The following is a 19,232-nucleotide window of genomic DNA, read 5'->3' on the forward strand; positions in this document are numbered from 1 at the left end:
CTCGGGGAGCCGACCGGAGGGTCTTTCAACCCCCGAGTGGCGTGTGACCAGTGAACGACGATCCGTTACCTTCTCCCAGCGCGGACCCCGCGCATCGCCCAGGCGTTTTCCGCGCACCGGGTGTTGCGAGCCGGGATGGTCCTCTTCGTGAGGGAGACCAATGGCATTCAGGCGTAGGCGTTTTGCCGAGCGACGAGCGGCGCAGGGTTACTCTCAGGAGGAATTTGCCGAAGTGCTCACGGTGGCTGTGTCCACCGTGATCCGTTGGGAAGGCGGTCGTGCCACACCACAGCCGCACCAACGGCCCAAGATCGCCGGCCTGTTAGGAGTCACGCTCTCCGAGCTTGACGGGCTTCTCGTCGATGAACAGCAGGCCGAAACGGCCGTGCCCCCTGACACCCCACCCCTCCTCCACGGGGATGATGACGATATGAAGCGCCGCGATGTCCTGGGCCTGCTCGCCGTCACGGGCGCGCTGGCCACCCTGCCCGGTTCGGACGAGGCCCCCCGAGGACACACGGCGGCGGTGCTCCTGGAGACAGGGGAGGATCTGCACCGCAGCCTATGGCAGGTCTTCACCCTCTCGGACTCCAAGCAGACCGTCCTCCCGGCGGTCCGCAAGCAACTCGACGTCCTGACGAAGGGCTTGGCCGAGGTGCGCACCGAAGCGGACCGGGCCCGGCTGTGCACGATGACGGCCGACCTCTACCAGCTCGCCGGCGAACTCTGCTTCGACGCCAACCGATACACCGATGCCGCCCAGTGCTACACGCTGGCCGCCAACGCCGCCCATGCCGGTGGTGACGACGACCTCTGGGCCTGCGCCATGACCCGCCACGCCTACGTCGAGCTGTACGCCCGCCGCGCACGCGCTGCCCAGCCCCTGCTGGCCGTGGCCTCACGCATCGCCCGACGGGGCGACAGCGCACTGTCCACCCGCCACTGGGTCGCCGCCGTCCAGGCCGAGGCGTACGCGGCCATGGGCGACATCGACGCCTGCACCCGGGCGCTCGACGAAGCCGAGAAGGTGCACTCTCTCGACGGCCACTCCCACAACGGCGGCTGGATCCGCTTCGACGGCTCCCGCCTCCCCGAGGAACGAGGAGTCTGCTACCTCCAGCTCGGCCGCCCCGACCTCGCTGAAGACGCCCTCACCGCAGCCCTCGCCCAACCTCTGTCGCTGCGCCGCCGTGCGGCCGTACTGAGCGACCTCGCCGCGCTCGGGGTACACCGGCGCGACGTCGACCAGGTCGTGCACTACGCGGAGACCGCGATCAGTCTGGCCGGCCAGTCGAACTCGGGGTTCATCGGTAAGAAGCTGGATGGCCTTCGAGGGTGTCTTGCCCCGCTGATGACCGATGGCCGAGTCTCGGATCTGGATCACCGAATCGCGGCGCTTTCGCGTACCGCATGACGAGAGGGACACGTACATGAGTGACGGTCGGATTTTCCGCGAGGCGTGGATCGCCGGTGTGACCAGGCATTACCCCGGTGAGCCGAAGCCCAGCTACGTCACGCCATGGGACGAGACGCCCGAGTGGGAGCGCAAGGCTGCCGCCGCCGTGTACGGACAGGTGCGCGACTTCATCGAGATCAGCGAAGGGCACGCCACGCGGCTCACTCGCGAACAGAAGGGCCGCTTCGTCGCGATCTGCTGGACCGCCCAGATGTTCAAGCACTTCAAGGACCCGAAGCCCGGTTATGTCGCCGACTGGGCCGACCTGCCGACCTGCCGACCTGGCAGCAGGAGACGGACTCGGACATCTTCGAGCGCATCGAGCTGACCGACTGAACGAACAACCCTTCCGTCGCACGGAGATGCGACCGAGAGTCAGTAGTGGCTACCTGGTTCGAGCCCACGACCACCGGTTCGGCCGCCGCCTGCCCAGCCGGCTGATCGCGGCGCGCATGGCCCTCGGGAGGCGTGGTCCAGGCCCCGCTGCCCCGGCGGTCGGGTCCAGTAATCGACAGGTAGGACGGGACATCGAGCTGCTGACGGCCGAGCACGACACCCCGGAATCCCGTCATCGTGGTCCGGCCGTGCGAGGCCGGCGCCTTCGCCGGAGGCGGCCGAGGGGGGAGGTGTCGCGTGCCGCCGTCGCGGGGGCCGGGAGCCGGTGGTGCCGGCCGTGCTGCGTGGCGGACCGGTCCGCCGCCCGGAGCGGGAAGGCGACCTCCACGACAAAACCGCCCTCCGGCCGGGCGTACGCGCTCAGGGCCGCGTCATGGGCGGCGGCGATGGATCGCACGATCGACAGTCCCAGGCCATGGTGTCCGTCACCGGCGGTACGGCCGAGCCGCTGGAAGGGTTCCAGCAACCGGCTCACCCGCTCCGGCGGGATCCTGGGGCCGGTGTTGGCCACCCGGACGACGGCACGCCCTTCCGTGACACCGGTCGTGACCTCCACCCACCCCTCCGGCACGTTGTAACCCATGGCGTTGTCCAGCAGGTTGGCGAGCAGCCGCTCGACCAGCGCGCTGTCACCCCAGATGCCCGCCGGTTCGATCGCCGGCGTCAGCCGCAGCCCCCGTCGCTCCGCCTCCTGACGGCAGCCCGGCACCAGCTGACCGGCCAGCTCGTCCAGCTCCAGCGGCTCCCGGTGGTCGAGGCCGCGCTCGCTGCTGGACAGGGTCAGCAGCGACTCCAGGAGCCGCGCCTGCTGCTCGCTGAGCACCAGCAGCCGCTCGAAATTGGCGCGGAACGAGTCCACGGTGGCCTCGCGGTCGATGAGCGCCTCCTCCAGCAGCGCGTGTTCCACGGTCAGCGGCGTACGCAGCTCATGTGCGGCGTTGGCCACGAACCGCTTGTGGGAATCGAGCGACTCCTCCAGCCGGCCGAGCAGCCCGTCGACCGTGTCCGCCAGATCCATCAGCTCATCGCCCGGCCCCTTCATGGCCAGCCGCTCATGCACATTGTGCGCGGAGATCCGCTGAATGGCGGAGGTCATGGTGCGCAACGGCCGCAGGACCCGCCCCGCGACCAGCCACCCCAGCCCGATCGCCATCACCGACATGATCGCCAGCGCGATCCCTGAGTCCATCAGCAGATCCTGCACCTCGGCCGCGCGGGCGCTCATCTCCCGCCGATGCTGCTCCTGGGCGAAGCCGTCGAACGTGCCGCCCGGTTTCCCGGTGCCCGTGGACACGTGGACGCCGGTGTCCGGGGCCGTCCCGGCCTCGCGGTTTCTGACGATGACCCTGCCCTTACGGCTGCTCACCAGCAGATAGGTGATCGTCAGCAGGACGGCGCCGAACGCGACGAAGAGCGACCCGTACAGCAGGGTGAGCCGCATGCGTACCCGCCGGGGTACCAGACGGGACAAGCCCCGCAGACGGAACCGGGCCGCACGGGCCGGGCCGGGCAGACGTATCGGCATCTCGCCTCACACCATCAGATCCGGTACCCGCCACGGGGGACGGTCTCGATCACCGGCGGAGAACCCAGCTTCGACCGCAGACGGTTCATCGTCGCCTTGACCGTCGTGGTGAACGGGTCGGCCGCCTCGTCCCACACCCGCTCCAGCAGCTCCTCGGCGGACACCACCCGTCCCTGAGCCCCCATCAGGCATTCCAGCACCGCGAACTCCTTGGGGGTGAGAGGCAGCCGCTCCCCGGCCCGGGTGGCGATCCGCCGCGCCGGATCCACCCTCAGATCGAGGTGTTCGAGAACCGGTGGCACCGCCGGGCGGGAGCGGCGGGCGACCGCGCGGATACGCGCCACCAACTCGGCGTAAGCGAAGGGCTTCGGCAGATAGTCGTCGGCGCCGAAGCCGAGTCCCTCCACGCGGTCCGAGATCGTCGCCGACGCCGTCAGCATCAGCACCCGGGCATGGACCGGCTCGCCCACCAAGGCCCCGCAGACCTCATCTCCGTGCACTCCGGGAAGATCCCGGTCGAGCACGACGACGTCGTAGTCCACCACCGCGGCGCGCTCCAGCGCGCTCTCACCGTCGTAGACGACGTCGACCGCCATGCCTTCTCTGCGCAGCACCCTGACCACGGAATCCGCGAGCTCGGCATGGTCTTCGACCACCAGCACCCTCATGGCTCACCCCCAGCACGGCGTACCGCGGCCGGCATGAGCGGGCGGCGGAATCGGATCACACCGACCAGGATGCCGCAGCCGCGGTCACTCACGGGTCACAGACCACGACGGCCCTGTACGAGGGCGTACGGTCCCGGGTTACCGGCGCCGTCACCGGAGTCGGCGGCCGGTTCTCGCGTCCGCCGGGCCGGGGCGCGTATGGGAGGGGCGGGACGCGGTGCCCCCTGCGGCGCGGGGGACGGCGCCGACGGAGGCACCGCGGTCTCAGGTGGTGGCCAGCGCGGCCGTCGGGGGCAGCCGGGCGGCGCGTACGGCCGGGTAGAAGCCCGCCAGGCATCCGATGACCAGGGTGGCGCCGACGCCGCCGGCCATCGCCCAGGCGGGGACGACCGCCGGCCAGCCCTGATAGGCCGCGTACCCGGTGGTGACGCCGATGCCCAGCAGGACACCGCCGAGACCGCCGAGAGCGGACAGCAGCAGTGCCTCGGCGAGGAACTGGGTACGGATCTGTCCCCGGGTGGCTCCCAGGGAGCGGCGCAGCCCGATCTCGGAGCGGCGTTCCAGTACGGAGATGACCATGGTGTTGGCCACTCCCACACCGCCCACCAGCAGTGCCACACCGCCGAGTCCGAGCAGCAGCCCGCTGAGGGTGTCGTCGGTGGCCTGTTTGGCGGCCAGCGCGTCGGAGGGCCGGGAGACATTGGCCTCGCTGGGGCTCTCGGGGTTGGCGGTGGCACCGAGAACGGCCTGGACGTCTTCGACGGCCGATTCCCGGGCGCGGGTGTAGATGGTGGTCGGATAGCCGTCGAAGTCCAGTTCCCGCTCCGCGGCGGACCAGCCGACCAGCGCCGAGGAGTCCAGCGCGGGGACGAGTTCGTTCGGCGCGAGCAGGCCGACGACGGTGAACCAGCGGCCCCCGAGCCACACCCTCACCTCCGGTCCGGCCCGGTGCACACCGAGCTGTCCGGCGGCCTTGGGGCCGAGGACGACGGAGGGGTAGCGGCTGTTGGCGTTGTTGAGCCAGCGGCCGTCGACGACCTCGGCTCCCACGGACTCCGGCAGGTCGACGCGGGCCGCGGAAACGGTGAGACCACCGGTCTCCTGTTGGGGAATGTGGTCGTTGCGATAGACCTTTGCGTCCGTCTTGCCGATCGCGGAGACCGAGTCGACAGCCGGTATGGCGCCGATCATCCGGACCGCCTCGACCGGCAGATGGGCACCCCCGCCGCCGAAGTCCTGCCCGGGGGTGACCGTGAGCAGATTGGTGCCCAGGGCCGCGAGCCGGCGGTCGAGGTCCTCGGTGGAGGAGGTGGAGATACCGACCACACCGACCATGGCGGCGATGCCGATGGCGATGCCGAGCGCCGACAGGAACACCCGCATCGGGCGCGAGCGCAGTCCGGAGCCGCCGACCCGCATCACATCGGCGGGCTTCATCCGGGCGGGCCTGGGCCGCCGGGGAGGCGCGGAACCGCCCGGTGGTGCCGACTCCCTGGTCGCGATCACCGTACGGCCTCCTCGGGGACCTGGGACGTGGACGACGTGGACTGTGCGCCGGAGGCGCCGGCGGAGTCGTGCTCGATACGGCCGTCCCGAAGCCGCACCTCCCGGGGGAGGGAGGCGGCGATGTCCCGGTCGTGGGTGATGACCACCACCGTCGTTCCGGCCTCGTGCAGCTCGTACAGCAGCTCGATCACCACCGCGCCGGACCGCGAGTCCAGGGCGCCGGTCGGTTCGTCGGCCAGCAGCAGAGGGGGGTCGCCGAGCACCGCCCGGGCGATGGCCACCCGCTGCTTCTCACCGCCGGAGAGCTGGTGCGGCTCGTGGTGGAGCCGGTGGCCGAGGCCGACGCGGCGCAGCGCCCGCTCGGCCAGCCGCCGCCGCTCGCCGCGCGGTCTGCCGCTGTAGAGCAGCCCGTCCGCCACACTGTCCAGCGCCGGCACCCCTGAGGCCAGATGGAACTGCTGGAAGACGAAGCCGATGGTCCCGGCCCGCAGCGCGGACAGTTCACGGTCGCTCAGTCTCGCCACGTCGTGCCCGTCGATGTGCACCCGTCCGGCCGACGGACGGTCCAGGGTGCCCATGATGTTGAGCATCGTGGACTTGCCCGACCCCGAGGGGCCGACGACGGCCAGCAGCTCACCTCGCCGGATGAGCAGGTCCGCGTCGCGCAGGGCGGCCACGCCCCCGTAGGTCCTGGACACCCCGGTCAGCTCGACCACCGGCCGGGCCGCGGGGGTCGCGAGGGTGGGTGAGGTCACCGGGGAACCCCCACGACGGCGCCTTCCTCGATGCCGTTTCCGGACACCTCCACCATGCCGTCCGCGAACATGCCGAGCTCGACCGGCCGCTGTTCGGTGCCCTCCGCGGTGACGACCTCCACGGCGTAGCCGCCTCCGCTCTGCGCCACCAGGGCGTTGACCGGGACCGTGAGCACGTTCTCGCGGGTCTCCGCCCTCAGGGTGACCTCGACGGTGGCGGCCTGGTAGCGGCCGAGCCCCTTCTGGTTCTTCACCGTCAGCTCGACGGGCAGGGTGGCGTCCTCGCTGCCGCCGGATTCCCCGGAGCCGGAGCCGGAGTCGCCGGAGCCGCCGGGAGAGTCGCCGCCCGCGGAGGTGGAGGGTGTGCCGATGTCCGTCACCTCGGCGTCGACCGTGGTGTCGTCCGGCAGCCGGACCGTGGCCTTGGTGCCCTTCTTGACGAGATCCTCGTACTGCACATCCAGATCGACGACGATGATCCGCTCGGTTCCGGTCCAGGAGAACGGGCTTCCGCTCAGCACCGCGCCGGGAGCGGTCTTCACCTCCGCGACGCGGCGGGCACCGGAGGCCACGACGGCGTCCCCGGGCCGTACACTGCCGGTCTCCTCGCGGTTCATGTCGTCCTGCCACTCCTTCACGGCGTCGGCCGTGCCGGAGGTGTACTCGTCGTCGACGGTGAATCCGGTGTAGCCGAGGTCCTGGAGGTTCTTCTCCAGGATCCTCACGTCACCGCCTTCGCTGCCCTCCTTGAGCGTGCGGTAGAAGGGGAAGGACCCGTACAGCAGCGGGACCTTCTGCTGGTCGACGCTGTAGACGGTCTCACCCCGTTTGATGACCTTTCCCTCCTCGGGCAGCCAGGTGATGAGGTTGTTGCCCTCGCTCCCGCCGGAGCCACCGCTCCCTGCCGGCTGCCCGCTCTGCGCGGACGCGCCGGACGGCGCGGGCGGGGCCTGTACGGCGATCGCGTCGCCGTAGCCGAGACTGCCGTCCACGGTCTCGCTGTCGTTGAGCGTCGTCCGCTTCACGGTCGCCGTCGCCGGCGGCCCGGAGGGGGCGGTGTCCGCGGATTCGGTGCCGCTCCCGCCGAGGACCCCCGTGCCGGCGAGGCCGGCCGCCACGGCGACGGCGATCGCGGCGAGCACGATCAGCGAGGTGCGGAGCGGACGGCGCCTGCGCCTGCCGACCGGCGGTGTCCCGTCCGCGGGCGGCTTTTCGCCGCCGGCCGCGTCGTGCGGCCCGGCCGGCGTTTCCGGCGGTTCGCCGGAGGTGTGGGGTTCCCGGGCTTCGGAGGTCCCACCGCGCACGGCCGACGCTTCGGTCTCTTCCGGGGTGGTCACTGGCTTCCTCCGCCGCCCATCATCATGCCGCCGCCGGGGTACTTGCTCTGGCAGGCGCTCATGGCCTTGGTGAACTCCGGGCCGCCCGGGGTGATACCGGAGCCCTCGATGTCGATGTTCATGTTGCTGCCGTTGATCTCCGGGTCGGGGAACTTGGTGAGCCCGTTCTCCCGCAGGCACTTCGCCCAGGCCGAGACCTTGGCGGAGTCGAGAGGGGCGCCCCTGCCGCCGCCCTGGCCCTGCGGGGCCTTGTCCCGGCAGGACTCCTGCGCCGATTTGTACGCCGGGGAGTTCATGTCGACGCCCTGCCCCGGGGTCAGCCTGACGCCTCCGCCGTCCTGCTGCGGGTCGGGGAACTTGGGCACCCCGTTGTCGCGCATGCACTTCGAGTACGCCAGTCCCTGCTCGAAGGCACCGGTGGGGGACGCGGAATCGGAACCGGTGGCGCTGTCGCCGGGCGACGCGACGTCGGGGTCGTCGGAGCCGGAGCAGCCCGACAGGAGGGCACCTGCGAGGAGAACGGACGCTGCGAGAAGAGCCTGTGCGGTGGCTCGCTTCTGTATGCGGAACATGGCTCAAGTTCTACGGCGCGGGCGGTCACACGGCGGACACAGAAACGGGCGTCCCCACAGCGCCCGGACATCTCCCGTGTCCCCCCGGCCGGGCAGGCCGTATCGCGGTGCGCCGGGTACGGGCACCGGGCCGTACCGCGGTGTGCCGGGAACAGGGGTACTCCAGGCATCCGCGGGCGCCGGGGGCAGAGCGGCGGCCCTCGTTCCGGACCCCTCGTTCCGGACCGTGGAACGTCAGGCGCCGGTCAGGGACCGGCGCACTCCGGGCTCGTCACGGGCTCCTCTGCGGCGCCGCTTCGGGAGCCGTTCGGCCGGAGCGCGGGAGGGCGCTGCGGGTGCGGCGGTGGAAGGTCAGCAGGGCCAGGAGCGCGGCCCCGGTGAACCACAGCCACTGGATCGCCGGATACAGGGGGTCCCAGGACGTGGAGAACGCGGCCGCCCCGGCCGACTGGAGGGCGCCGAACGCCGGCATGAACCGCACGAGATCGCTCTGTGCCCCGGAGCTGTAGAGGGGATTCTGCAGACCGATGTCGATGCCGCTGATCATCGCGACGGCGACCATTCCCTCGACCTCCCGGCGCAGCACCGATCCGAAGGTGACGCCGAGAACGCCGTAGGTCATGGCGGCGCCGAAGAAGGCGAGCGCGAGGTGGACCGGCTGCCCGGGTGACCAGTAGAGGCTGACGATCAGCGTCGCGTACGCGGCCACGGCGGTGGAGATGAGGGTGAGTGCGGCCAGCTTCGCCACGGCCAGCTGCGTGCGGGGGTAGCCCGCCATGGCCAGCCGGCGGTCGAAGCGGCCGCTGCTGAAGGTGGCGGCGAACATCATGAACCCGGTGATCAGCGTGACGGCGTTGAGGGCGGCGATCATCTGGATGACCTCGTTGCCGTGGTCCGCCCTGACCTCGCCCACGGAACGGAGGCTGAAGTGTGCCGGGGTGCCGGGCACGGTCACATACGCCAGTGAGAGCCACAGGGGCACGAACACACCCGCCAATACCAGCGCGAACCGGTTCCGGGCGTGCTCCAGGAGGGCGAACCGCGCGGCGGTGGCGAACAGGACGAGGGTACGCATCAGTCGGTGGCCCTCGTGACCGGGTGGAGCACGCCGTCCGCCAGCCGCCACAAGCGGTCCAGGCGCCCGGTGTCGTAGGCCAGGTGGGAGACGATGAGCACCGATCGGCCCGCGTCGCGCAAGCGGGCGGCGAGGTCCCAGAACCGCAGATAGGTCTCCCAGTCGAAACCCTGGTACGGCTCGTCGAGCAGCAGCACCCGGGGATCGTGCATCAGGGCCAGGGTGAGGTTCAGCTTCTGCCGGGTGCCGCCGCTGAGGGTGCGGGGGCGTTCGTCCGCGAACTCGGTGAACCTCAGGATCTCCATGATCTCCTCCGCGCGGCTCGGATCCGCCAGGCCGTACGCCTCCTGGAAGAACCGGAAGTGCTGCCGGATCGTGAACGCGTCGTTGAGGACGGTGTCCTGCGGGCAGTACCCCAGCCGGCCTCGGTGGACGACGGTTCCGCTGCCGGGGCGCAGCTCGCCGCAGAGGATCCTCAGCAGCGTGGTCTTGCCCGAGCCGTTCTCGCCCACGATTCCGGCCAGGGTGCCCGGTTCGAGCGTCAGGTCGATGCCGCGCAGCACTGTGCGCCGTCCGTAGGAGTGGTGCAGGGACCGCACCTCCATCGCGCTCCTTCGTGTCGCTGTGCCCCTTCGAGCGGCACCGTGTCGCCCGTCGTGGCCAAGGGCCTCGTGGACAAGGGACCGGCGTCACCGCCGCGACGGGTCGCCGCGAAGGCGCCGGTCAGGCGCTGACGCTAGGTGCCGAGCGCCCGGTTCTGCGGGGACCGCGCCCTGCGCAGCAGGGTGAATCGCGCCTCCGCTACCCGGTCGGATGAGGGAAGGGGCCCGCGGCACCCGCCCGTACGGCCCCGGGGCGCCGGCGGGCGGAGCGCGCCGCCCGTGCGCGGCCCGCCTCCGTGTGCTCCGGTCCTCCGGTCACCCGGGTACGGGCCCCATTCCGGGCGTCCGGTGCCGACGGGCCCTCATGCGGCATCCGGGCCGCCCCGCCCGCGTACTCCCGGGTCCGCGGGCAGGCCGAAGCCGGTCCACTCGGCGGCCCGTCCCGCGGCACCCCAGCGCACCCCGACGGACTGTTCCCGTACGCGGTTCAGGGCGCGGTAGCGGTAGTCGCGGGGCGTGAGGTCGTACGCGGCGCGGAACACCCGGCTGAAGTGCCCGGGGTCGGTGAAGCCCCAGCGGGCGGCGATGGAGTGGATCGGGCGCGAGACCAGGTGGGGGTTGGCGAGATCGCGCCGGCAGCGGTCCAGCCGCTGGCGGCGGATCCAGGCGGCCGGGGTGATGTCGTCGGCCGCGAACAGCTGGTGCAGATGGCGCAGGGAGACTTCGTGCGCCGCGGCGACGGCGGTCGGGGTCAGCGAGGGGTCCCCGAGGTTCCGGCGGATGAAGTCGCGGATCCTCCTCCGCAGGGCGCGTCGCCGGGCCTCCGCGGGCACGGTGTCCTCGGCGTCCAGGAACCGGCCGAGCACCGAGCCCAGCAGACTGGAGGTGATGTCGGCCAGCGTGGGGACGTCGGCGGGGGTGAACTCGTGGGCGTGGCCGATGAGATCCGTCAGCCACCGGGAGAGGACACCTCCCATACCCCCGTCCAGGGGAACGGCGACGCCGAGGGCGCGCCGGACCGCCCGGGGCGACAGCGGAAGCATGGACCGGGGTATCTGCGCGACGATCGACGTGAGGCTTCCGGCGCTGTCGGCGCAGTGCACCTGGTACGGGCTGGAGCTGTCCAGTATCACCAGAGCGCCGGTCTCCACGCGGTTGTCGGACGTCGCGGCAAAGATGTCCGCGTGGCCCTTCACCATGTACACGAGGTGGAACACCTCCGGATCGCACTGGCGGATCAGCCGGGGGGTCCGTGCGACGTCCAGGCGGGGATAGGTCAGGGTGGAGACCTGGAGGTCACCCAGGCTCAGGACCCGCATCCCGGCTGCGAAGTCGTCCTCCCCGCTGCGGAATCGATGGGGCACATGCCACTGGCCGACGGCCTTCTCGAACTGGTCGACGCGCCGTTCCGGTGCGTCCAGTGCATCAGTACGGAACTCGGTCACGAGCAAGAGCTGACACCCCTATGCGGCATCGGTCGACGGAACAAGGGAACAGGCGCTCTCTCCCGGCCGCCGGTCCGGCACGCTCCCGGGCGGGTGCCCGGGGGGAAGGCGTACCGCCGGGCCCGGTACCGGCCCCCGCGTCCGAGGTCCCGGGGCCCGGCACCGGACTCCCGGCGCCCGCGCCCTGTCTTCCGGGACGGCGGGCCGGGTCCCCGGTCCGGGTCCCTGACTGCGGCTCCGGTTTCCGGGGCCCGCACCGGTTCCGGCCCGGTTCCGGCTTCGGCTTCCGCTCCGGCGCCGCTTACGGCACCGGCCCCGGCTCCCGGTGGGGCGCCCGGGCATCCCGCCGGGCGCGGTCGCCCCGGACGGCTCGCGGAAGCGGCTGCCCGGACCCCCGTCACTTCGTCGTGACACCCGCCACCGCCGTACCGCGCTCACCTCCTCCTGGCGCGGGTTCCTCATGGCGCCGATCCGGTCGAATCGCGGGCAGGCGGACGGCGGCGGGGCCGGCGGGCGGGGGCGGTGTGTGCACCCGTACGGCATGGCCGTGGCCGTACGGGCGAGGAGGGAGGCACTCCTGGGGGCCGGGTCCGCCCCCGGGCCACCGCGACCGGCGCTGTGGCCGCCGCCCGGTGCCCACCACCGATTCCAGCCCCCGCCGCATTGTTCGGGAACCCGCGTCCGAGCTGTCCGAACAATGTCTGGCGCGGCCCGGCGAACACGTGTCGAATGATCGACCAGTTGATCGTTTCAGGGCTCGCGCAGGTCGCGGGCCCTCCAGGGGGGTGGGACAGTGGCAGGTCGTCCTGAGACGCCGGTCGACCCGGAAGCGGGACCCGTACAGCGGTTCGCGCACGGACTGCGGGAGCTGCGCGCGGCCGCGGGAGGGATCACCTACCGGGAGATGGCCCGGCGCGCGCACTACTCCGTCAGCACCCTGTCCCAGGCCGCGGCCGGCGAGCAGCTGCCCTCGATGCCGGCCGCCCTGGCGTATGTGACCGCGTGCGGGGGTGATCCGGAGATATGGGAGAAGCGGTGGCACGAGGCGGCCCGCGCGGTGGAGGAGGAGGCCGTCCGGGTCGTCCCCGACGAGGAAGGGGCGGACGCCCCCTACCGGGGGCTGGCCCGGTTCGAGCCCGGGGACCGGGAGCTGTTCTTCGGGCGGGACCACCTCGTCGACGATCTGGTCCGGCTGCTGTCGGCCCGGCGGTTCGTGATGCTCACCGGCGCCTCCGGCAGCGGCAAGTCGTCCCTGCTGCGCGCCGGACTCATCCCGCGCCTGCGTCAACCCGACTCCGGGGAAGTGGAGTTGACCTGTGCGGCGGTCAGGGTGCTCACTCCCGGGCCCCGGCCCGCCACCACCCACGCCCAGGCCCTCACCCCGCACCCCGACAGCGCGGAGGCCCCGGGAGCGGGGGAGGCGGCGCAGCCCGGCGGGAGCGGGGCGGGGGACACCGTGGTCATCGTCGACCAGTTCGAGGAGATCTTCACCCTGTGCCAGGACCCGGCCGAACGCGCCCGGTTCATCGAACTGCTCCTGACCGCGTGCGAGCCCGGCAGCTCCCTGCGGATCGTCGCCGCCGTACGGGCCGACTTCTACGGCCACTGCACCGGCTATCCGGCCCTCGTCGAAACCCTCCGCGAGGCGCATCTGCTGATCGGTCCGATGACCCCCGCCGAACTCCGCCAGGCCATCACCGGACCCGTACGGGCCAGGCGGCTCATCGTGGAACGGGAGCTGACCGCCCGTATCGTCGAGGAGGCCGACGGCCAGCCGGGCGCGCTGCCGCTGATGTCCCACGCCCTGCTGGAGACCTGGCGCCGCCGCCGGGGCCGTACCCTCACACTGAGCGCCTACGAGGCCATCGGCGGACTGCACGGCGCCATCGCCGACACGGCCGAGCACGCCTACAAGCGGCTCACCCCCGCCCAGGCCCGCCACGCCCGCCGTATCCTGCTCCGCCTGATCAGCCCCGGCCAGGGCACCCCCGACACCCGGCGCTCGGCGGCCCGCGCGGAGCTGGAGGCCACGGACCCCCGGGACATCGCGATCGTGCTGGAGCACCTCGCCCGGGCCCGGCTGATCACCCTGGACGGCGACATCGTCGATGTCGCCCACGAAGCCCTGATCTCCGCCTGGCCCCGGTTACGCGGCTGGATCGGCGAGGACCGGGAGGGGCTGGGCATCCACCGCCGGCTGACCGAGGCGGCCGACGCCTGGGCGGAGCTGGGCCGGGACGCCGGAGTGCTCTACCGGGGGACCCGGCTCGCGGTGGCGCGCGAGTGGGCGGGCCGAGGCGGCCGACTCGGTGAACTCAACGCCGTCGAACGGGACTTCCTGGAGGCCAGTACGGCGCTGGAGGACGCCGAGCGGGCCGCGGCGGCCCGCCGGAACCGCCAGCTGCGCTGGCTGTCGGCGGGGCTGGCCATGCTGCTGCTCCTGGTCACCGGGGTGAGCGTGGTCGCGCTCCAGCAGCGGCAGCGGGCCCTGCGGGCCCAGCAGACCGCCCTGTCACGCCAGTTGGCCTCGCAGTCCCTCGGGCTGGCCGACGCCCGGCCCGGTACGGCGATGCTGCTGAGCCTGGAGGCGTACCGGGCCGCCCGGACTCCCGAGGCGCGTGGCGCGCTGCTGAGCATGTCCGCGCGCAGGGCGTACCGTACCGAGCTGCCGGGGCACCGGGACGCGGTGTCGGAGGTGGCGTTCGGACCGGGCGGGGTGCTCGCGAGCGTCAGCCGGGACCAGGCGCTGATGCTGTGGGACGCCGGCGGACGTGCCCCGCTGGCCCGGTTGACCGGGCACTCCACCTGGCTGCGCGCGGTGGCTGTCAGCCCGGACGGACGGACCCTCGCCTCGGGCGGCGACGACGGCGCGCTGGTGCTGTGGAATGCCGCCACCCGTACCAGGGCCGCGACGCTCAAGGGGCATGAGGGGCAGATCAGAACGCTCGGCTTCAGCCCGGACGGCGGGCTGGTGGCGTCTGCGGGCAACGACCGGAAGGTGCGGCTCTGGGATATCGGGGCCGGCGCGGGGTCCCCGTCCCCGGCGGCGCCGCGGCTCGTCCTGACCGGGCACACCGGCATGGTGTGGTCGCTGGGCTTCAGCCCGGACGGGAAGCTGCTGGCCACGTCCGGGGTGGACCGTACCGTACGGCTGTGGAGCACCGCGACGGGACGTCAGCTCGCCGTGTTCACCGGGCACTCCGACTCCGTCGACGCGGTCGCGTTCAGCCCGGACGGGCGTACGCTCGCCAGCGGCAGCGAGGACAGTACCGTACGCCTGTGGGATGTGCGGCGCCGTACGGGGACCGCCACCCTCGCCGGACACAGCGACGAGGTACGGACGGTGGCCTTCAGCCCGGACGGACGCACCCTCGCCTCCAGCGGCCACGACCAGACGGTGGTGCTTTGGGACCCGGTGAACCGCACCCGCCGGGCCGTCCTCACCGGGCACGACACCGCTGTGTACACCATCGCCTTCCACCGGAGCACCCCTCTGCTCGCCGTCGCCGGGGAGAGCGGGCGGATCACCCTGTGGGACACCGCGCAGGTGCCGCTGACCGCTCATACGGGCCGGGTGAACGAGGTCGCCTTCAGCCCGGACGGACGCACCCTCGCCAGCGCCGGCCGCGACAAGGCGGGCGGACTGTGGGACGTCTCCCGGCGCCATCTGCGGACGATGCTGACGGGCAGCACGGGGGCGGTGCGCGCGGTGGCGTTCAGCCCGGACGGACGGACCCTGGCCGCGGCCACCGGGGTGGCGCAGGAGACTCCGGTCAAGGGCGGGCGGCTGCCCCGGCCCGTCGACCACCCGCTGCTGCTGTGGCCCGCCCACCGTCCCGGCCGGCCGGTGAAGCTCGTCGGTCACGCCCGGCATCTCACCGATGTCGCCTTCAGCCCCGACGGGCGCACCCTGGCGACCAGCAGCGTCGACAAGCGGGTCGTCCTGTGGGACCCGGTGCGCCATGTCCGCAAGGGCGAGTTCACCACCGGCTCCAGCCAGTTGGGAACCGGGGTGTACGCGATCGCCTTCAGCCCCGACAGCCGGCTGATCGCCGCCGCCAACCACGACGGAACCGCGACCGTGTGGGACGTCCGCCGGCGGGTGCTGCTCGCCACGCTGACCGGTCACACCGCGGAGGTGATGTCCGTGGCCTTCTCGCCCGACGGCCGCACCCTGACCACCGCCGGGCTGGACCAGACGGTACGGCTGTGGGACGTGGACAGTTGGGGTCAACAGGCCGCGCTCCGCACCGGACCGGCCTACGCGGTGGCGTTCAGCCCGGACGGCCGCACCCTGGCCGCCGCCACCGCGGACTCCGCGGTGACGCTGTGGGATCTCGCCCGGCGTACGCCCCTGGCCACCCTCACCGGGCACGTGGGCGGGGTGCGCTCGGTGGCGTTCAGCCCCGACGGCAGGACGCTCGCGTCCGCGGGGGACGACCAGACGGTACGGCTGTGGAACACCGATCCGGTCGTGACGAAGCGGCAGTTGTGCGGGGCGCTGGCGCGTGATCTGACCGGGGACGAATGGCGCCAGTTCCTGCCGGACGTCTCCTACCACCGCACCTGCACCGGTCGCTCTTCGGCTTTTTGAGCGCTCGGTTCTCCTCCGAGGCGCTCAAGCGTCCACCGACGGTCGATCGTGCTCGACCACTCGTTCCTCGCGGCCTCCGCGCGTTCTCCCTTTCGGTGCCCGCGCGCCTCTTCGGTTCACTCGCGGAAGGCTCGGTGGCCGCGCTTGTGGATGTGGCGCGGGCCTGTGCGCGTTCTCCCTTTCGGTGCCCGCGCGCCTCTTCGGTTCACTCGCCTTGGCGCGCGCGGGCCTTCCGGGGCTTCCGCAGGGGTGGGGCAGGTGGACGGGCCGGGTGGCCTGGTGTCAGCGGGTGGTGTGCGCACCGCCGTTGACGTGGAGCACCTGCCCGGTGATGTGACGGGCCGCGGGGGACGCGAGGAAGGCGACCGCGCCCGCGATGTCCGGGGGTGAGCCCGCGCGGCCCGTCGCGGTGGCGGCCACGAGCTGCTCGCGGCGCTCGCCCGGGAGACGGTCCCGGAAGAACTCGGTGTCGGCGACGTACCCGGGCGCCACGACGTTGGCGGTGATGTCTCGGGGTCCCAGCAGGCGGGCCAGATCGAGGTTCCAGGCGGCGAGCCCCGCCTTGGAGGCGCCGTAGGAACCGGCTCCCTGGTCGGCGGCGATCGATCCGATGTGCACGACGGCGCCTCCGGCCGCGAGCCGGCCGTCCAGCGCCCTGGTGGTCAGCGCGGCGCTCACCAGGTTCGCGTCCAGGTTGGCGCGGAAGTCCCGGGCGTAGGAGGCCAGGTCCGTCCCGCCGCCGGCGTCGAAGTCGGTGTTTCCGCCCGCGTTGTTCACGAGTACGTCGATCCGCTGCGGCAGCGCGGACAGCAGCCCGGTGAGCGCCGAGGGGTCGGTGTGGTCGCAGACGAGGGTGCGGGCCCCGGTCTCCGCCGCCACGTCGTCGAGCGGGCCGGCGCGGCGGCCGGTGACGATCACGGTCTCGCCCTGCCCGGCGAAGTGCCGGGCGGTGGCGCGGCCGATGCCCGTACCGCCACCGGTGATCAGGATGGTGCGTGTCATATGCTGAGCCCCCAGACTCTCGTTAAGGTCTAAATTTAGAGCTAAACGTAGCACGAGGGAGGAGTCGCAGTGACAGGAGATCCTCTGATGGCGCCCGATGGCGGGGCCCCGGGCGGCCCGGCGGCCGGATCCCCCGCCCAGGACATCGCCGCCGCGTGGGGGCGCGAGCGCCCCGGCACCCCGGTCGGCTCGATCGGGATCGTCACCCCGCTCTGGCAGCTGGCCAAGCTCTTCGGGGACGACCGGCGCAGGGTCCTGGCGCGCGCCGGGGTGGACTCCGCCACCCTCGATCTCCTCAGCGTCCTGCGCCGCAGCGGCGAGCCGTACACCCTGAGCACCCGTGAGCTGGGCCGCCGTTCCCTGGTGACGGCGGGCGCCGTCTCCCAGCGCGTCGCCCGCGCCGAACGCGAGGGCCTGGTGACCCGCAGGCCCGGCGAGGGCCGCCCCCGGACGGTTCAGGTCACGCTGACGAAGGCGGGGCACGACCTCGTCGAGGCGACGGTGGACCAGGTGCTCCACCGGGAAGCGGACCTGGTCGGCGGGCTCACGCCCGAGCAGCAGGCCGCTCTCACGGAACTGCTCCGCGTCCTGCTGGAGGACGTCCAGCGGCGTCTCGGGGACGACGGCGTCACCCACGTCGGCCACGAGTGACGTGCGGGCGTGGTGTGGCGTGCGGGTGCGGTGTGGCGTCCGGGTGAGGTACGGGGCGGGCGGGACGCGGGCCGCTGGGCGGCGTACGGCAAGGCGGAGGCGTACGGCGGCGGCGCGTGGCGCGGGATGCCCGGCGCCCGATGGCCGATGCCCCTCATGTCCGGTGTCGGGCGTCCGGCTGCCGGAGGCCGTGTCACCGGCAGGGGGTGGACCTGTGCCTCGGGGCCGGTGCGGTCGCCCGGTGGCGGAGGCCCCGTTGCGCGGTGCTCCCTGCGTATCGCTCGGCTGCGTCCGGGGCCGGCGCCCGGATCCGTACCGACGGGCCGATAACCCGGCCCGGCGCGTCCGGCGGTGTCTGCACCCGCGCCCGGCAGGCCGGTGCTCCCGGCCCGTGTCGGCGGGCCGCCCCTCCGAGCCGTGCCGGCGCCCGGGATCCGGGGCCGGCGGTGTGGCGGTCATACGGTCCAGGGCGGCACCGTCCTGCCCGTGCCGTCGGGCGCGGCGGCGTACGCGCCCGGCGGTGCGGCGACGATCGCGGCAAAACCCGCGTCCGGGTCGGCGTGCACTCGGCGTGGCGCCGTGGCGGGCATGACGATCGTGTCGCCCGGCCGCACGGTGAGCCGCTCGCCGTCGAGTTCGACGGTCGCCCCGCCGTCCAGGACCGTCCACACCTGCTCGGCGTCGAACGTGTGGAGCGGGCCCGCGGCACCCGGGCGCATGTCGACGCGCCACAGCGCCTGTCCGGCGCCACCCAGGGTCGGCGAGGCGAGCGTCGTCATGACGGCATTGGGGGTCTCGGTACGGCGGCTCTGGGCATGGCGGATGACAGACATCGCGGGATCCCTTAAACTCGACAATATGGTTGTCGAAATGGTGAACGTGGTTGTCGATCGTGTCAAGTGAATCCCGCGGTTTCGAACTGCCGCTTCGGCTGCTCCTCGCCTTTCGCGTTCTCGTCGACGAGCTCCATGGGGAACTCGCCCGCCAGGGACACCCCGACGTCCGGCCGATGCACGGTTACGTCTTCCAGGCGATCGGCCCGGACGGCACCACCGCGGCGGATCTCGGCCGCAGGCTCGGGGTCTCCAAGCAGGCTGCGGGCAAGACGATCGACACCCTGGAACGCCTCGGGTACGTGGAACGCGCCACCGATCCACACGACGCCAGGCGCAAGATCGTACGTCTCACCGGCCGCGGTGTGGAGTGCCTGGCGCTGTCGGCGCGCATCTTCGAACGCCTCCGGGCCGACTGGGCCCGGACCCTCGGCGAGGACCGCCTCCGTGAGATCGAGGACGACCTGCGCCGGGTGACTCCAGGGGAACCGTTCCTGCTGGACACGCCGGGCTGGTTCGGCACGTCCTAGCCGGTGATCACCGCGCCGCCCCCGGGGGCCGAAACCGGTCGGCGAGAGTGGGTCTTCCGCGAGAGGAAAGCTTCAGTCACCATGGAGACATGGTGTACACGGCGGGAACCACCGGGAGCCTGCGGTCGGACCTCATCGATCTGTCAGGCGTGTCCCTGAACCAACTCGGAGAGGTGAGTGGGCTTTCGGACGCACTCGCCGCACTTCAGGGCCAACTGGCCCACGCTTCGGCCCCCTTGTGCGAGAGCGGCCTCACCCCGACGTGCGACGCCGCCCCGTGGGGCG

Annotated in this window: 15 protein-coding genes and 2 pseudogenes; 6 read left to right on the forward strand and 11 right to left on the reverse strand. The window is 72.4% G+C overall.

The genetic code is table 11. From position 1 onward, the window contains the following. Nucleotides 1–160: 160 nt before the first annotated feature. From ACFYT4_RS01710 to ACFYT4_RS01720, 3 genes and pseudogenes are all read left to right on the forward strand, one after another. Nucleotides 161–289 (forward strand): annotated as a pseudogene (locus tag ACFYT4_RS01710) (helix-turn-helix domain-containing protein); the annotation flags it as partial. Nucleotides 290–430: 141 nt separating this feature from the next. Continuing rightward, nucleotides 431–1,414, forward strand: coding sequence for a transcriptional regulator (locus tag ACFYT4_RS01715; RefSeq protein WP_389264261.1), 984 nt, complete (start codon nt 431–433; stop codon nt 1,412–1,414). A 16-nt stretch (nt 1,415–1,430) separates the two neighbouring features. Continuing rightward, a pseudogene (locus ACFYT4_RS01720) lies at nt 1,431–1,792 on the forward strand (hypothetical protein). A 232-nt stretch (nt 1,793–2,024) separates the two neighbouring features. On the opposite strand, the gene ACFYT4_RS01725 reads toward ACFYT4_RS01720, so the two are convergent. The 9 genes from ACFYT4_RS01725 to ACFYT4_RS01765 form a co-directional block, all read right to left on the reverse strand. Next, nucleotides 2,025–3,323 (reverse strand): ATP-binding protein, encoded by a 1,299-nt coding sequence (locus tag ACFYT4_RS01725; RefSeq protein WP_389264184.1) that lies wholly within the window; start codon nt 3,321–3,323, stop codon nt 2,025–2,027. A 68-nt stretch (nt 3,324–3,391) separates the two neighbouring features. Continuing rightward, nucleotides 3,392–4,045: a response regulator transcription factor gene (locus ACFYT4_RS01730; RefSeq protein WP_389264186.1), complete on the reverse strand. Its 654-nt coding sequence runs from the start codon at nt 4,043–4,045 to the stop codon at nt 3,392–3,394. A gap of 264 nt (nt 4,046–4,309) precedes the next feature. Then, nucleotides 4,310–5,482 carry an ABC transporter permease gene (locus tag ACFYT4_RS01735; RefSeq protein WP_389264262.1) on the reverse strand — a complete coding sequence of 391 codons (1,173 nt, stop codon included), beginning with the start codon at nt 5,480–5,482 and terminating at the stop codon, nt 4,310–4,312. 65 nt (nt 5,483–5,547) lie between these two features. Continuing rightward, a complete protein-coding gene (locus ACFYT4_RS01740) occupies nt 5,548–6,267 on the reverse strand; it encodes an ABC transporter ATP-binding protein (protein WP_389264264.1) in 720 nt (239 codons plus the stop codon). Nucleotides 6,268–6,302: 35 nt separating this feature from the next. Beyond that, nucleotides 6,303–7,643, reverse strand: coding sequence for a peptidoglycan-binding protein (locus ACFYT4_RS01745; protein WP_389264188.1), 1,341 nt, complete (start codon nt 7,641–7,643; stop codon nt 6,303–6,305). Beyond that, nucleotides 7,640–8,215: a hypothetical protein gene (locus tag ACFYT4_RS01750; protein ID WP_389264190.1), complete on the reverse strand. Its 576-nt coding sequence runs from the start codon at nt 8,213–8,215 to the stop codon at nt 7,640–7,642. The genes ACFYT4_RS01745 and ACFYT4_RS01750 overlap by 4 nt, the downstream gene beginning before the upstream one ends. Before the next feature lie 271 nt (nt 8,216–8,486). After that, on the reverse strand, nt 8,487–9,290 hold the full coding sequence (locus ACFYT4_RS01755; protein WP_389264191.1) for an ABC transporter permease: 804 nt from the start codon (nt 9,288–9,290) through the stop codon (nt 8,487–8,489). After that, nucleotides 9,290–9,895, reverse strand: a complete 606-nt coding sequence (locus ACFYT4_RS01760) for an ABC transporter ATP-binding protein (RefSeq protein WP_389264193.1) — start codon at nt 9,893–9,895, stop codon at nt 9,290–9,292. Before ACFYT4_RS01760 ends, ACFYT4_RS01755 begins: the two co-directional genes overlap by 1 nt. A 359-nt stretch (nt 9,896–10,254) precedes the next feature. After that, nucleotides 10,255–11,337, reverse strand: coding sequence for a helix-turn-helix domain-containing protein (locus ACFYT4_RS01765; RefSeq protein WP_389264195.1), 1,083 nt, complete (start codon nt 11,335–11,337; stop codon nt 10,255–10,257). 793 nt (nt 11,338–12,130) lie between these two features. Here ACFYT4_RS01765 and ACFYT4_RS01770 point away from each other — a divergent pair. After that, nucleotides 12,131–15,931, forward strand: coding sequence for a helix-turn-helix domain-containing protein (locus ACFYT4_RS01770; protein ID WP_389264196.1), 3,801 nt, complete (start codon nt 12,131–12,133; stop codon nt 15,929–15,931). Nucleotides 15,932–16,213: 282 nt separating this feature from the next. Here ACFYT4_RS01770 and ACFYT4_RS01775 read toward each other — a convergent pair whose 3' ends face one another. Beyond that, nucleotides 16,214–16,933 carry an SDR family NAD(P)-dependent oxidoreductase gene (locus ACFYT4_RS01775; RefSeq protein ID WP_389264198.1) on the reverse strand — a complete coding sequence of 240 codons (720 nt, stop codon included), beginning with the start codon at nt 16,931–16,933 and terminating at the stop codon, nt 16,214–16,216. 87 nt (nt 16,934–17,020) lie between these two features. Here ACFYT4_RS01775 and ACFYT4_RS01780 point away from each other — a divergent pair, with 87 nt between their 5' ends. Next, nucleotides 17,021–17,584: a MarR family winged helix-turn-helix transcriptional regulator gene (locus ACFYT4_RS01780; protein ID WP_389264266.1), complete on the forward strand. Its 564-nt coding sequence runs from the start codon at nt 17,021–17,023 to the stop codon at nt 17,582–17,584. Between the two features lie 455 nt (nt 17,585–18,039). Here ACFYT4_RS01780 and ACFYT4_RS01785 read toward each other — a convergent pair whose 3' ends face one another. Continuing rightward, nucleotides 18,040–18,417: a cupin domain-containing protein gene (locus tag ACFYT4_RS01785; RefSeq protein ID WP_389264199.1), complete on the reverse strand. Its 378-nt coding sequence runs from the start codon at nt 18,415–18,417 to the stop codon at nt 18,040–18,042. A gap of 59 nt (nt 18,418–18,476) precedes the next feature. Here ACFYT4_RS01785 and ACFYT4_RS01790 point away from each other — a divergent pair, with 59 nt between their 5' ends. After that, the gene (locus ACFYT4_RS01790; protein WP_389264201.1) at nt 18,477–18,947 is read left to right on the forward strand and encodes a MarR family winged helix-turn-helix transcriptional regulator; all 471 of its coding nucleotides are present in this window, start codon (nt 18,477–18,479) and stop codon (nt 18,945–18,947) included. Nucleotides 18,948–19,232 lie beyond the last annotated feature (285 nt).

The sequence above is a fragment of the Streptomyces sp. NPDC004609 genome (assembly GCF_042873655.1).
Lineage (GTDB): Bacteria > Actinomycetota > Actinomycetes > Streptomycetales > Streptomycetaceae > Streptomyces.

Bases quoted from the DNA above. Each gene is read 5' to 3' on its own strand.
- ACFYT4_RS01750 (WP_389264190.1), bottom strand. From the start codon at position 8,215: ATGTTCCGCATACAGAAGCGAGCCACCGCACAGGCTCTTCTCGCAGCG.
- ACFYT4_RS01785 (WP_389264199.1), bottom strand. From the start codon at position 18,417: ATGTCTGTCATCCGCCATGCCCAGAGCCGCCGTACCGAGACCCCCAAT.
- ACFYT4_RS01780 (WP_389264266.1), top strand. From the start codon at position 17,021: ATGGCGCCCGATGGCGGGGCCCCGGGCGGCCCGGCGGCCGGATCCCCC.
- ACFYT4_RS01755 (WP_389264191.1), bottom strand. From the start codon at position 9,290: ATGCGTACCCTCGTCCTGTTCGCCACCGCCGCGCGGTTCGCCCTCCTG.
- ACFYT4_RS01735 (WP_389264262.1), bottom strand. From the start codon at position 5,482: ATGAAGCCCGCCGATGTGATGCGGGTCGGCGGCTCCGGACTGCGCTCG.
- ACFYT4_RS01715 (WP_389264261.1), top strand. From the start codon at position 431: ATGAAGCGCCGCGATGTCCTGGGCCTGCTCGCCGTCACGGGCGCGCTG.
- ACFYT4_RS01775 (WP_389264198.1), bottom strand. From the start codon at position 16,933: ATGACACGCACCATCCTGATCACCGGTGGCGGTACGGGCATCGGCCGC.
- ACFYT4_RS01730 (WP_389264186.1), bottom strand. From the start codon at position 4,045: ATGAGGGTGCTGGTGGTCGAAGACCATGCCGAGCTCGCGGATTCCGTG.
- ACFYT4_RS01760 (WP_389264193.1), bottom strand. From the start codon at position 9,895: ATGGAGGTGCGGTCCCTGCACCACTCCTACGGACGGCGCACAGTGCTG.